Below are 12,985 nucleotides of genomic sequence, written 5' to 3' on the forward strand. Positions count from 1 at the left end.
CGGCGGGGGTGGTGCGGGCTTGCGGATGAAGGGAGTGCATCACGTCCTCCTGCGGTGAGAAGCTCGGCGTCGCAGGCCGTCAAAGCGCCAAGTATACTCCTCAATGGCGTAACGCACCTGATCCCAATAACGTTCCGCTACCAAACAGGTAGGTTGCAAGCAAACGAGAAGTTCTTGCGTTACGCCCAAGGAAAGCTTGGGCAAAAGACCCTGGATCCGCCATGTCCCGTCGACGCCTTCCGCCTCTGAATTCCCTGCGCGCCTTCGAGGCGGCGGCCCGCCACCTGAGTTTCGAGAAGGCGGGCGACGAGATCGCCGTCACGGCGAGTGCCGTGGGCCAGCAGGTGAAATCCTTGGAAGCCTGGCTCGGGCGTCCTCTCTTCCTGCGCCAGCCGAGCCGCGGCGTGGTGCTGACGCCGCTGGGCGAGCATTATGCCGCCTCCCTGTCCGACATCCTCGATCGGCTCGACGGCGCGACCGCGCAGGCCCTTCGGTCCGACCGCTCCAACGTGATCACGGTGAGCTCCATGCCAAGCTTCGCCGCGGGCTGGCTCATTCCCCGGCTGGGCTCCCTCAAGGAGCAGCATCCCGATCTGGAGGTGCGGGTTTCCGTCGACACGCGGCTGGCGGATTTTGCCCGCGAGGACGTGGACGTGGCGATCCGCTTCGGCCGGGGGAATTATCCGGGATTGAGGACCGATCTGCTGATGGAGGAGTTTTTCTTTGCCGTTTGCAGCGCGTCCCTGCTGGGCAATCCCTCGCGTCCCATGAACGAGCCGGCGGATCTGCGCCACCACACCCTGCTGCACGAGAGCGTGGAGAGCATTCCCGACTACACCACATGGGACCGCTGGCTCGCGGCTCTCGGCGTCACGGGCGTCGACACCTCCCGCGGCCCGCGCTTCACCCATACCTATCTCTGCCTTCAGGCCGCGGCGTCAGGCCAGGGCGTAGCGCTCGCGACCAATGTGCTGATCGGCGATTACCTGCAGGCGGGCCGCCTCGTTCAGCCGTTTCCGCAGCAGGTGAAGGGGTCCTACCAGTATTATGTGGTCTGCCCGGAAGCCACCGCCGACCGGCCGGCCCTTGCGGCCTTCCGGGGCTGGCTTCTGGAGGAGGCGAGGGCGCACGCCGCCGAGGCGGCGCGGCAGCAACTCGCATGAGCGCTCCGAGGCTGTTCCCGACCGGAGCATCAGCGGAGGGGAAGGAAATCCATCAGCGCTGAGCGTGCAAGTGGATCCCCTTCCGGCCCCTTGGGCCGCCGGGGATGACAAGCCTCACGCCGCCTTCAGCACGCGGCGCACCTCTGCCTCGGCCGAAGCGGTGGCCTGTTTGCGGTTGCCGTTGAAGGGGATCGGCTCGCCCCAGGTCACGACGACGTCGAGTGGCACGCCTCGCATGAACATTTTCAGGTGGGGCCCGAGATCCATATCGCCGTACCAGGCGATGAACGGGCGATCGCGCCGGGTCACGGGCAGGCCGTTGCGGCGGATGTAGGAGACGGCGAGGGGCTGTAGATAAACCCGCTCGACGCTGTCATGCATGAGGGCGGTCTGGGCCGCGCCCACGAGCGAGGAGCGGAAGGGCAGGAGGCGGTTGCCGTCGCTGGTGGTGCCTTCCGCAAACAGCACGATCGCTTCGCCCTTCACCAGCCGGTGGCCGAGCGCGTCGTTCACCTCCGCCGTGGCCTTGCGGCGCTGGCGGTCGATGAAGACCGTGCGCTGGAGCTTTGCGAACAGGCCGACCACCGGCCAGCCTTCCACCTCCGACTTGGCGATGAAGGAGAGCGGATGCAGCGAGCCGATGACCGGGATATCGAGACAGGAGACGTGGTTCGACAAGACGATGGTCGGCGCGTCCGTCGGCGGCGTTCCCTGCTCGATCACGCGCACGTTGAAGATTGCCAGGAGCGCCCTGTGAAACCACATCGGCACCACATGCAGCATCGACGACCAAGTGAGGCGCAGGGCCAGCATCTGCAGCGGCACGAGCACGAGGCTGCACAGGCCGAGCAGCAGGAGCCGGAAGACGACGCCGATTCTTGTCACACGTCGTCCTTGTCCAGCGGCACCGCGTAGAGCTCGAGCCGGTGATAGACGACCTTGTAGCCGAGCCGCTTGGCGATCTCGTTCTGGAGCGCCTCGATTTCCTCTGACCGGAACTCGATCACGTCGCCCGTCTCGAGATTGATGAGATGGTCGTGGTGTTCCCGCGCCGCCTGTTCGTAGCGCGAGCGCCCGTCGCGAAAATCGAGCCGCTCCAGAATGCCCTCGGTTTCGAACAGCTTCACCGTGCGATAGACGGTCGAGAGCGAGATGCGGTCATCCACCTCTGCCGCGCGCCGGTGCAGCTCCACCACGTCGGGGTGATCCTCGGCGGAATCGAGAACTCGCGCGATGATCCGGCGCTGGCCTGTCATGCGCAGTCCCTTGTCGCGGCAGGCGCGCTCGATGGCGTCCGACCGGCGCGGTTTCGCGGATGTGCTGTTCCGAAGTGCCAAGGCTTAATCTACTCCTTGCCGAGGCTTATAAGCGAGGGAAGCGAAGCGGGCTATAGGTCCAAAGCCATGGTGAGCGCTGCAGCCTTGGTCCCATCGGCCTTCTGATAATATCCCTCCCGCCGTCCGATGTCCCGGAAACGCAGGCGGCGATAGAGGGCGATGGCCGGCGCATTGCCCTCCTCGACCTCCAGATGCACCCGGCTCACGCCGCGGCGGGAGAGGGTGTCGAGATGATGGAAGAGCAGCGGGCGGGCATGGCCCTTGCCCCGCGCCTCGAAGGCGATCGCGACCGTGATGATTTCGGCCTCGTCGAGCACGATCCGCGACAGAGTGAAACCCGCCGGCTTGGTGGCACGCCCGAGAAAGAGCCCATCGGCCACGACGCCTCTCTCACTGAGCAGGCGCTCGAAATCGAGCGTGCTCCAGGCCCGCGCGAAGGCGGAGGCATGGATGGCCGCCAGACGGGCGGCGGCCTCGGTGCCGACGGCCTCGATGCGCGGAGCCGGCGGGTGGATGAAGCGAGTGAGAATGCTCATTGCGAGAATTCTCATTGCCTTGCGATTCGGGCCCCATCCTGCGGCTTGGCATCGGGCTCGCGCAGGTAAAGCGGCTTCGGCAGTGCCTGATTCGGATCGGCAAGGGCCCCGAGCCTGGCCACCCAGGCGATCTCGGGAAAGCCTGAGACGTCGCTGATATGGGCCTCGACCCCTTGCGCGCGCGCCTCCGCGGCCAGCATGGCCGAGGCCGATCCGGCGATGAGGATCGGACCGGAGCCGAGAAGCCGGATGGCATCGCGGTAGGTCATGAGACCCGGCGGAATGATGGTGCGCCCGCCAGGCGCGATGGCCTGGATGTAGATATGGCCGTGCTTGGCATCGATGGCGGCGGTGAAGAGGCCACGCCTGTCGCCCACCATGAGCGGGGCGAGGAAGGCGGAGAGCGTCGCTACGCCCACGACCGGGATCCCGGCTGCCAGACCGATGCCGCGGGCGGCACTGATGCCGACCCTCAGGCCCGTATAGCTGCCGGGCCCGATGGTGACGGCAACCCGATCCAGGCTCTCGAAGCCGCCTTCGACCTGCGCAGAGAGCCGGTCGAGGAGCGGCATCAGGGCCTCGGCATGGCCGCGGTCCATGGGAATGGTCTCGGCGGCCAGCGCCACGGGCTCTCCGGCTTCAACGATGGAGGCCGAGCAGGCGCCGAGGGCGGTATCGATGGCAAGGACGCGCAACGTTCGTCTCCGTCAGGTCTGCAGAATCCTTTAGAGCATGAAGCGGACCGGAGGAAACCCGGTTTCACGCTTCTGTGGTTCGGGCCGGAGAGTTTCAGCTTGAGCAGGCAGGACGGCCGGTGCCATGATCGGCCCATGACCACATCCGACCCTTTTTCCCCCGAACCCAAGCCCTGGACCGTGAAAACCTCACGGGACGTGATTCGCGACCGTTGGGTCAAGCTTCGCGCCGACGACTGCCTGACCGCCGAGGGTGTGGAGGTGGCACCCTATTACGTGCTCGAGTATCCCGATTGGGTTCACGTGGTGGCGCTCGACGACGAGGATCACATCATCCTGGTCGAGCAATATCGCCATGCCTTCCGGGGCATATCCCTCGAAGTGCCGGCAGGGGCGATCGACCAGGAGGATCCATCTCCGCTCGCAGCGGCCGCCCGTGAGCTCGAGGAGGAAACGGGATATGTTGCGGAACACTGGCGCTATTTCGGCAAGCATTCGCCGAATCCCGCGACCCACACGAATTTCTGCCATACCGTGCTGGCGCAAGGGGTGCGCCTGTCCGGCAAGAAGCTGAACGACCCGACCGAGCAGATCAAGGTGCTGCGGGTGCCGGTTCAGGACGTCATTCGGCTTGCTGCCAATGGCACCATTACGAATGCGATGCAGATCGCCTCCCTGGCCATTGCCCTGAGCGCCATCGGCAAGTGGCACCTGTGAACCTCATTCGATCCGGCAGAACTCCTCAAAGGCGAAGCGCCGTTGGCGCCGATGGAGCTTTTCGGGGATGCCGTAGCCGAGATTGATCAGGAAGTTCGACTTCAACTTGCCGCCCGGAAGGAACGCCTCGTCGACGCCGTTGCGGTCGAAGCCGCCCATGGGTCCGCAATCGAGCCCGAGCGCACGGGCGGCCATGATGAGATAGGCCCCCTGGAGGCAGGAGCCCTGGAAGCCCGTCCTCTCGATGGCCTCGGGCTTGCCGGCGAACCAGCTGCGCGCATCGGGGCTGTTCGGCGCGAGGAAGGAGAGCTTTTCATAGAACTCCGTGTCGTAGGCGACGATCACCGTCGCCGGCGCGCTCATGGTCTGGCGCACATTGCCTTCGTCGAGATGGGGCTTGAGCCTCTGCTTGGCCTCCGGAGACACCACGAAGACAAAGCGGCCCGGTGAGGAATTGGCACTCGTCGGACCCAGCCTGGCGAGATCGGCGACAGCGCGCAGGGTCGCCTCCGGGATCGGGCGGTCCTCCCACCAGCGATGGGTGCGGGCTTCGCGAAAAAGCTGGTCCAGGGCGGCATCGGGCAGGGCGGGCAACGGACGGTCTCCAAACGAAAAGCGCGGCTGACAAAGCCGCGCTTCGATAGCTGAATTCCTAAGGTCTGATCAAACGGCCTGTTAGACCGCCTGCACCTCGCGCACGTCCGGCAGGAAGTGCCGCAGCAGGTTCTGGATGCCGTGGCGCAGGGTGGCGGTCGAGGACGGGCAGCCCGAGCAGGCGCCCTTCATGACCAGATAGACGGTGCCATCCTTGAAGCCCCGGAAGGTGATGTCGCCGCCGTCGCCGGCCACCGCCGGGCGGATGCGGGTTTCGAGCAGTTCCTTGATGGTCTCGACCGTGGCGGCGTCCTGCTCGTCGAAGAACTCCTCGCCGTCCTCTTCTGCCGCGCCATAGCCGTTGGCGAAGACCGGCGCGCCGGTCATGAAGTGCTCCATGATCGCGCCGAGGATGGCCGGCTTCAGATGCTGCCATTCGCCGTCCGCCTTCGTCACGGTGACGAAGTCGTAGCCGAAGAACACGGCCGTGACGCCCGGCACGGCAAACAGCCGCTGGGCGAGAGGGGAGACTTCGCCAGCTTCAGGAGTCTTCGCCTCGAACGTGCCTTCCGGCATCACGACGCGGCCGGGCAGGAATTTCAGGGTGGCAGGATTGGGAGTCGCTTCGGTCTGGATAAACATGGCTTCTTTCGTCCTCTGCGCCGGTTCAAGGCCGGCCGAGTGGGTGTTAGAATCGTTCTAACAGGTTCCAGGCTCAATGTGGAATGGAACAAGGTGGATTCCAAGGGGAGAATATATGCCGGTATGGCATCCCGGGGCTGCACGGCGGACCCCGGAACGACTACCTTTTAGCCAGCCAGCGCGTCGATTTCCTCATCCGTGAGGCTGCCCGGCACGATGACGATGGGAATCGGGAAGGAGGCGGCGGCGCGGCCGGCGAGGGTCGAGACCAGCGGACCTGGGCCTTCCTTGGCACTGCCTGCGGCGAGCACCAGGAAGGAGATGTCCTCGTCCTCATGGATGAGCTTCATGATCTCGTCGGCCCGGTTGCCGACGCGGATCACCTGCTCGGGCTCGACGCCTGCGGCATTGCGCGCCTCACGGGCGGCCGCGTCGAGCTGCTTCTGGGCTTCCTCGCTCGCCTCCTCGATCATGGCTTCGCCGACGCCGAGCCATTCGAAATTGTCGGGTGGGTCCACGACCGCGAGCATGAGCAGGCTCGCGCCGGTGCGAACCGTTCGCCGCGAGGCGAAATGAACCGCCCGGGCGCATTCCGGAGTCTTGTCGACCACCACCATGAATTTCGGACGGTGGCCCGATTCGTAGGATCGGCGCTTGCCGCTCACAGCACGCTCTCCTGCATGATGCTTGATGCTGCCCTGCCATAACGGCAAGAGCAAGCCCGGAGCCTCAGCGCGAACGCACGAAACCGACGATGTCCTTGACCGCATCCATGGTCACGGACGCGAGGGCACGGGCCCGTGCCGAGCCGTCGGCCAGGACGGCATCGATATGACCGGGATCGGCCATCAGGCGGCGCATCTCGTCGGCGACGGGTGAGAGCTTCGTCACCGCGACATCCACGAGAGCGGCCTTGAAGCCGGAGAACTGCGCGCCGCCATGCTGGCGCAGCACCTCTTCCGGCGTGGTGTCCATGAGGGCCGCATAGATCGCCACGAGGTTCTCGGCCTCGGGGCGGGCTTTCAGGCCGTCCACCTCGCTCGGCAGGGGCTCGGGATCCGTCTTCGCCTTGCGCACCTTCTGGGCGATGGTGTCGGCGTCGTCCGTCAGGTTGATGCGCGAATAATCGGACGGGTCCGATTTCGACATCTTCTTCGAGCCGTCGCGCAGCGACATGACGCGGGTCGCAGGGCCCTGGATCATCGGCTCGGTCAGCGGAAAGAAGGCATCGCCGAAGCCCTGGGCGGCAATCGATTCGGCCCAGTCGTTGTTGAATTTCTGGGCGATGTCGCGGGTCAGCTCCAGATGCTGCTTCTGATCCTCGCCCACCGGCACATGAGTGGCGCGGTAGACCAGGATGTCGGCCGCCATCAGGTTCGGATAGGCGTAGAGGCCGACGGAAGCGTTTTCCCGGTCCTTGCCGGCCTTGTCCTTGAACTGGGTCATCCGGTTGAGCCAGCCGAGACGGGCGACGCAGTTGAACACCCAGGCGAGCTCCGCGTGCTGAGGCACCTGGGACTGATTGAAGACGATGTGGCGCTCAGGGTTGATGCCGGCGGCCAGGAACGCGGCCGTCACCTCGCGGATCTGGCGGATGAGGTCGGTCGGATTCTGCGGCATGGTGATCGCGTGCATGTCCACGACGCAATAGATGCAGCCGTAGTTCTCCTGCATGGCGACGAAGCGCTTGATGGCGCCGAGATAATTCCCGAGATGGAGATTGCCGGTGGGCTGAACGCCCGAGAACACCAGCTCCTTGAACTGCGCCATCGTCTTGAACTCCCGCAGGGGTGCATGCGCGGTTTAAGGCTGAACCGCCGACCGCCCCAGATTGTCTTGATCACCGCATTGTTCCGCAGCGAACCGGAGGCCGCTTGGCTCGACAATGCTCCATTGAGGCGCGGGTTATGACAGGGCGGCGCTACGATGCAAGGGTCCTCACGATTTTTTCGTGAGAGCGGCCCAATCGTCGCGGGTCACGGCACCGGTGGCCCAGGCCGCGAGCGCATAAAGTGCAAGGCCCCCGAGGCAGAGAGTGGTGAGGGAAAGTACTCCCGCCTGTGGGAAAAGGCGGCCTGCACCGGCGAGACCCAGGCTCATTGCGAGAACCGCCACGGCGATCCTCACCATCCGGGCCATCAGCGTCCGGTCCGCTGACCAAAGGCCGAATCGACGAAGGCCGGAGACCACGGCGACCGCGTGGCCGAAGCACCCGACGCTGACCCCAAGCGCGATCCCCGTCGGGCCAAGCGGCCAAGCGAGCGGCACGGAGGCCGCGACGGTCAGGACCAGGCCAACGATCGCCGCCGCCAGCGCCGCTCTCAAGGAACCACGGGCGAAAAGGGTCTGGCTCAGCACCTTGGCGGCCGTCGCGAAGGGAAGGCCCACGCTCAAGGCCATGAGAACGAGAGCCGTGCCCTCCGCGTCAGAAGACTGGAACGCGCCGCGCTCGAACAGCACGCTGCTCATCGGACGGGCGAGAATGAACAGAGCGGCGCTGGCCGGCAAGGCGAGCAGCAGCGCCACTTCCAGCGCCCGGTTCTGCGCCGCCACGATGGCCTGCGTCTCTCCCGCCTGATGCCGGCGGGCGAGTTCAGGCAGGAGCAGGCTCGAGCCGAGTGCGGCCATCAGCCCGAGCGGCAGCTGCATCACCCGCTCGGCATAGTAAAGCCAGGAGACGCCGGAGGACCAGAACGAGGCGATCTGGGTTGCGGCCAGCATGAAGAGCTGCATGGCGCCGCTCGCCACGAGCACGGGAAAACCGGCGAGGAGAAGACTTTTCAGGAGCGGGGACCAACGAGGTCTTCGGAAACGGACGAGCCGGATTTTGCCGCTTCGCAAGGCTGCGGCCACGAGGGCGAGCTGGATCAGACCGGCAAGGCTCGACGCTGCCGCGAGCCATGCGGCTTTCTGCACGAGCGGCAAGGAAAGACCGGCTTCCATCACGACGAGCGCTAGAATCAGCCCGCCATTGACGGCGAGCGGCGCAAGCGCCGTCGCGCCGAAGCGTCCGCGCATGTTCAGGATCGCGGCGCCGATGGAGGCGAGCGTGATGCACGTCACGATGGGAAAGGACAGGCGGGTATAGAGCGCGACCAGCGCCAGCGTCTCGCCATCGTCGTGCAGCCCCGGGACGAGGATGAAAGCCAGAAGTCCCGCCCCGATCTCGACGAGACCCGTCAGCCCAAGCAGCGCCAGCCCGAAGACGCTCAGCACGTCGCCGGCCGTGGCTGCCGCATCGTCAAGCTCCAGGCGGCTGAGGGCCGGAATCAAAGCCGGATTGAGCCCGCCTTCGCCGACGATGCGGCGCACCAGGTTGGGCAGGCGGAAGGCGGCGAGAAAAGCATCCGCCACGGGTCCCGCTCCCAGCGCCTGCGCGAACAATACGTCCCGGACGAAGCCGAGAACGCGCGAGGCCATCGAGCCGAGGCCGACCAGAAGCGAGGAGCGGATGAGCGACATTCCCTCCGGGGCTTAACCGGTCCTGAAGGGAATGTCTAAGGAATGACTTGCACTGACGTTTCCACGGTCCTTCCGGGGCGGCCATAGGCCGAGCCCGGAATCCATAACCGCCGAGGGTGCGGAAAGAGACCCAACGCTGCTCGCCCCTTCTGGAGGCGTCGTGTTTATAAAATGGATCCCGGGCTCCGCTTCGCGGCCCCGGGGTGACGGTGAGGAATCAGCCCCTTGCCCGTGCAATCGCCTCGCGCTTCTGCTCCAGGCTCATGCCGCCGATATAGGCCTCCGTCCCGATCAGGAAGGACGGAGTTGCGACGAGTCCGAGATCGTTTCCGGTGGAAAACGCGTCCTTCATCCAACCCGTGGTCTGGTCGCTGTTGGCCGTCTCGGTCATGCGCTGGCGGTCGCCGCCGAGCCGTTCGGCCTCGGCCAGTGCCCGTTCGCCATCGACTGTGCCGCGCATGTCGAACAGTGCAAGATGCAGGGGCAGATAGCGTTCGGGGCCATAGAGCTGCAGATAGGCCAGGGCCGCGCGCGTGGCGGCGACGGATTGCGGGCTGAGCACGGCGAAATTCACCAGCACGTAAGAGAGATCGGGCTCCGCCTTCAGCAGATCGGGCAGGCCTTGAGCCGAGCGTTTGCACCAGGGGCAGTTGTAGTCGAAATACTCCACCATGATCACGTCGCCATGCTTGTGGCCGATGCGCACGATGGAGGGCAGGTTCAGGGTGTTCTCGATCAGCTCCACCGGGATCATCTGCGACTCCGGCGCGGATTGCGCAAAGGCGGGAGCTTTCGTGCCGGACAGGGCGAGACCGGCGAGAAGGACGCGGCGGGACAGGATCATGAACGGAACTCTCGTAAGGTGAGCTCTTCGTGCCGGTCGATCATGGCGACGGCAAGGCCAAGGTTCTTTTTCTCGCAGACCCGTGACGGTGAGGAGGCGCGGTCATCTGGGTTTCGGCTGGTCCCATGGCGAGGACGCAGGATGACGGATGTCACATCCCTGCCCATGACGTGACGAAGGGTGTGACGTCCTCGGCCTGCATGGGGCGTCCGAAGTGGTATCCCTGTACGAGGTCGCAGCTCATGCGCTGCAGGAAAGTCGCCTGAAAGGCATTTTCGACGCCCTCGGCGACGACCTCGATGCCGAGATTGCGGCCGAGGCTCAGGAGAGCCCTGACGATGGCGGCATCGCCCGCATCCGATTCCAGACCGCTCACAAAGGTCCGGTCGATCTTGATCGCATCGACCGGGAAGCGCTTGAGATGCGACAGCGACGCGTAGCCGGTGCCGAAATCGTCGAGCGCAATCGTCACGCCCTCCGCGCTCAGCGTGCGCAGAGCACGCTCCACGAACTCGGCGCCCGAGCCGAGAAACACGCTCTCGGTCACCTCCACTTCAAGGCACCGGGCAGGCACGTCCATCCGCCTCAGGTCGTCGAGCACGCGCTCGGCATAGTTGTCGCGCCGGAACTCCGCGCCCGACGCGTTGACGGCAATGCGGCCAAACGGGAGACCGGCATCGAGCCAGCCGCGCATATCCTTGAGGATGCAGGACCGCATGCGCTCGCCGATGGCCGTTCCAAGTTCGGTATCGTCGAAAGCGGGAGCGATCTTTTCCGGCGACTGGATTCCGCCGCGGGGATGATGCCAGCGCAGAAGCGCCTCGAACCCGCCGAGCGCGCCCGTGGCCAGGACCACCTTGGGCTGGTAGAACGGCACGATCCAGTCGGACGCGATTGCTCTTGCGGCCACCTCCAGGGCCGAAGCCGTTCTTTGCGACTCCTCCCGCATGGTCGGGACGAACATCTTGAACGAGCCCCGCCCGGAGGTCTTGCTGCGATAGAGCGCCAGATCGGCCTGCTTCTGAAGCTCCTCGGGACTCATGCCGAAGCCGACGGAGATGGCGCCACCGATGCTCGTGCGGCAGTCCAGCAGCTTGCCATCGCGTTTCAACGGCTCGTGCATGCGGGACAAGATGGCGTCGGCCATGGCGACCACATCGCATTCTCCGGCGATCGCGGGCAGAATCACGGCGAACTCGTCGCCGCCAAGACGGGCGATGGTGTCGACCGATCGCACGACGCTGCGCAGCCGCTGCGCGAATTCCTTCAGGAGATCGTCGCCGGCGTCGTGGCCGAACCTGTCGTTGATCTGCTTGAGGTGATCGAGATCCATGACCAACAGGCCCGTGGCATGGGGCGAGCCAGATGTTCCCGGGCCGGATGCTTCATGGAGCGCCTTTTGCAGACGTTCGCGGAAAAGCCTGCGGTTGGCGAGACCCGTGAGATCGTCGTTGTGGGCAGCCCAGCGGAGGGTTTCCTCCGTGAGCTTCCGGTCGTGGATGTCCTCAAGCGTGCCGTACCAGCGGATGATGCCATCCCGGCCGTGCCGTGCAGCCGCGCGGCCGCGGAACCACCGATAGCTTCCGTCCGACATGCGCAGGCGGTAATCCACATCGAGAGCCTCACCGGTCGCCACAGAGTGGGACCAACGATCGCGGATGAAGGCGATGTCCTCGGGATGCATCACCCTGCTCCAGCCGGAGCCCAGGGCGTCTTCCACTTTCATGCCGGTGCGATCGTGCCAGCGCGAGGAGACGTCGAGGAGGTTGCCCTGCGGATCGGCCGTCCAGGAAATCTGGGGGTTGAGCTCGACGGAATGACGGTGGTGCTCTTCACTCTCGCGCAAGGCCGCATCGCTGCGCTGCCGCTCGAGGGCGAGTGCCGCAAGATGCAGCACGGCGTCCATGCGCTCCATCTCGTCGCATGTCGGGGTGCGGGGCTCGCCGTAATAGAAGCCGAAGGAACCGAGCACCTCGCCGGAGCGCGAGAAGATCGGCTTCGACCAGCAGGCACTCAGACCATGGGACAGTGCAAGGTTGCACCAGTTGGTCCATAACGGATCGGATGCGATATCGGTGACGATGACGCTGTTGCGTGTATGAATGGCCGTTCCGCACGAACCCACGGCGGGCCCGATGCTCAGGCCGTCGATGGCGGCATTGTAGGCGGCCGGAAGGCTGGGGGCGGCGCCGTGCCGGAGCCGTCCGGCCTCCGGATCGTGCAGGAGGATCGAGCATTTCGCGCCGGGAAGCTGCGCTTCCGCCAGCCGACAGAGCGCAGCCAGAATCTCGCCGGTGGGCTGGCCGGCGGCGACCATTTCCAGGACGCGGGCGTGGCCCTGCAGGGCGAGCTCCGCCTCTTTCCGGTCATGGATGTCTTCCGTCGTGCCATACCAGGAGACGATGGCTCCGGTCTCGTCGCGTCGTGCAGCCGAACTGGAGCGGCACCAGCGGTAACCGCCGTCGGCCGTCTTGATCCGATATTCGCATTGATAGGGAGTCCCGGCAGCGAGGCTTTCGCGCCTCGACTGGACCAGACGAGTCAGGTCATCCGGATGAACCAGCTTCACCCAACCGTTGCCGACCAGCTGCTCGGGAGGCTGGCCGATCAATTCGGCCCAGCCGGGCCCGATCTGAACCACCTTTCCGTCCGCGTCGGCGAGCCAGGGAATCAGCCGGCTCAGGGCGAATGCGTAATGATACAGACTATCATATCTGGTCTGGCTATTCCTTTGCGGCATGATCAAATCTTCACGAGATCTCTCATGTGCCGAAGCAAGGCCGACGTCTTTATTCCAATGCATATCGCAAACCAGAGTGCCGCGAATATCGAATAAATTCTTGGCCTATATTACAAAGCCTGTCCATTAGAGCGCGTTGACATTCATTTGGTCCAGATGAACGCGCTGACGAGGCAAAGGATTGACATAAACGCCCGTGGGGTCTGTTCGTAGCGCGTGGCGATGCGTCTGAAGTGCTTGATTTTCAGGAAGAAG

General features: G+C 65.0%; 13 protein-coding genes. 2 read left to right on the forward strand and 11 right to left on the reverse strand.

Features of this window, described 5'->3' with window-relative positions; genetic code table 11:
- Positions 1-221 precede the first annotated feature (221 nt).
- Positions 222-1,163 carry a transcriptional regulator GcvA gene (gene gcvA / locus FS320_RS28735; protein WP_152715692.1) on the forward strand — a complete coding sequence of 314 codons (942 nt, stop codon included), beginning with the start codon at positions 222-224 and terminating at the stop codon, positions 1,161-1,163.
- 114 nt (positions 1,164-1,277) lie between these two features.
- Here the strand turns inward: gcvA and olsA are convergent, their stop codons facing one another.
- Genes olsA through tsaB form a run of 4 tightly spaced genes read right to left on the reverse strand, consistent with a single transcriptional unit; the run spans position 1,278 to position 3,731 of the window.
- A complete protein-coding gene (gene olsA, locus FS320_RS28740) occupies positions 1,278-2,048 on the reverse strand; it encodes a lyso-ornithine lipid O-acyltransferase (protein ID WP_162003291.1) in 771 nt (256 codons plus the stop codon).
- Positions 2,045-2,500: a Fur family transcriptional regulator gene (locus tag FS320_RS28745; RefSeq protein ID WP_152715693.1), complete on the reverse strand. Its 456-nt coding sequence runs from the start codon at positions 2,498-2,500 to the stop codon at positions 2,045-2,047. Before FS320_RS28745 ends, olsA begins: the two co-directional genes overlap by 4 nt.
- A 50-nt stretch (positions 2,501-2,550) precedes the next feature.
- Entirely contained in the window at positions 2,551-3,036 is a 486-nt protein-coding gene (locus tag FS320_RS28750) for a GNAT family N-acetyltransferase (protein ID WP_152715694.1), read from the reverse strand.
- An 11-nt stretch (positions 3,037-3,047) separates the two neighbouring features.
- Entirely contained in the window at positions 3,048-3,731 is a 684-nt protein-coding gene (tsaB, locus tag FS320_RS28755; protein ID WP_152715695.1) for a tRNA (adenosine(37)-N6)-threonylcarbamoyltransferase complex dimerization subunit type 1 TsaB, read from the reverse strand.
- A gap of 135 nt (positions 3,732-3,866) precedes the next feature.
- Between tsaB and FS320_RS28760 the strand changes: the two genes are divergently transcribed.
- Complete coding sequence (locus FS320_RS28760; RefSeq protein WP_152715696.1) at positions 3,867-4,448, forward strand: NUDIX hydrolase; 582 nt, start codon at positions 3,867-3,869, stop codon at positions 4,446-4,448.
- 3 nt (positions 4,449-4,451) lie between these two features.
- Here FS320_RS28760 and FS320_RS28765 read toward each other — a convergent pair whose 3' ends face one another.
- The 7 genes from FS320_RS28765 to FS320_RS28795 form a co-directional block, all read right to left on the reverse strand.
- Positions 4,452-5,042 carry a malonic semialdehyde reductase gene (locus FS320_RS28765; RefSeq protein ID WP_152715697.1) on the reverse strand — a complete coding sequence of 197 codons (591 nt, stop codon included), beginning with the start codon at positions 5,040-5,042 and terminating at the stop codon, positions 4,452-4,454.
- 81 nt (positions 5,043-5,123) lie between these two features.
- A complete protein-coding gene (locus FS320_RS28770) occupies positions 5,124-5,684 on the reverse strand; it encodes a NifU family protein (protein ID WP_152715698.1) in 561 nt (186 codons plus the stop codon).
- A 167-nt stretch (positions 5,685-5,851) separates the two neighbouring features.
- Entirely contained in the window at positions 5,852-6,349 is a 498-nt protein-coding gene (locus tag FS320_RS28775; RefSeq protein ID WP_162003292.1) for a universal stress protein, read from the reverse strand.
- 64 nt (positions 6,350-6,413) lie between these two features.
- Complete coding sequence (trpS, locus tag FS320_RS28780; protein WP_152715699.1) at positions 6,414-7,454, reverse strand: tryptophan--tRNA ligase; 1,041 nt, start codon at positions 7,452-7,454, stop codon at positions 6,414-6,416.
- Between the two features lie 168 nt (positions 7,455-7,622).
- Positions 7,623-9,146, reverse strand: coding sequence for a murein biosynthesis integral membrane protein MurJ (murJ, locus tag FS320_RS28785; RefSeq protein WP_152715700.1), 1,524 nt, complete (start codon positions 9,144-9,146; stop codon positions 7,623-7,625).
- A 217-nt stretch (positions 9,147-9,363) separates the two neighbouring features.
- Entirely contained in the window at positions 9,364-9,990 is a 627-nt protein-coding gene (locus FS320_RS28790; protein WP_152715701.1) for a thioredoxin domain-containing protein, read from the reverse strand.
- A 151-nt stretch (positions 9,991-10,141) separates the two neighbouring features.
- Entirely contained in the window at positions 10,142-12,730 is a 2,589-nt protein-coding gene (locus FS320_RS28795; RefSeq protein ID WP_162003293.1) for a bifunctional diguanylate cyclase/phosphodiesterase, read from the reverse strand.
- Between the last annotated feature and the right edge of the window lie 255 nt (positions 12,731-12,985).

This window comes from Microvirga tunisiensis, assembly GCF_009296175.1.
Classification (GTDB): Bacteria; Pseudomonadota; Alphaproteobacteria; order Rhizobiales; family Beijerinckiaceae; genus Microvirga; species Microvirga tunisiensis.

Bases quoted from the DNA above. Each gene is read 5' to 3' on its own strand.
- FS320_RS28770 (WP_152715698.1), bottom strand. From the start codon at position 5,684: ATGTTTATCCAGACCGAAGCGACTCCCAATCCTGCCACCCTGAAATTC.
- trpS (WP_152715699.1), bottom strand. From the start codon at position 7,454: ATGGCGCAGTTCAAGGAGCTGGTGTTCTCGGGCGTTCAGCCCACCGGC.
- gcvA (WP_152715692.1), top strand. From the start codon at position 222: ATGTCCCGTCGACGCCTTCCGCCTCTGAATTCCCTGCGCGCCTTCGAG.
- FS320_RS28790 (WP_152715701.1), bottom strand. From the start codon at position 9,990: ATGATCCTGTCCCGCCGCGTCCTTCTCGCCGGTCTCGCCCTGTCCGGC.
- FS320_RS28795 (WP_162003293.1), bottom strand. From the start codon at position 12,730: ATGCCGCAAAGGAATAGCCAGACCAGATATGATAGTCTGTATCATTAC.
- FS320_RS28750 (WP_152715694.1), bottom strand. From the start codon at position 3,036: ATGAGCATTCTCACTCGCTTCATCCACCCGCCGGCTCCGCGCATCGAG.
- FS320_RS28760 (WP_152715696.1), top strand. From the start codon at position 3,867: ATGACCACATCCGACCCTTTTTCCCCCGAACCCAAGCCCTGGACCGTG.
- murJ (WP_152715700.1), bottom strand. From the start codon at position 9,146: ATGTCGCTCATCCGCTCCTCGCTTCTGGTCGGCCTCGGCTCGATGGCC.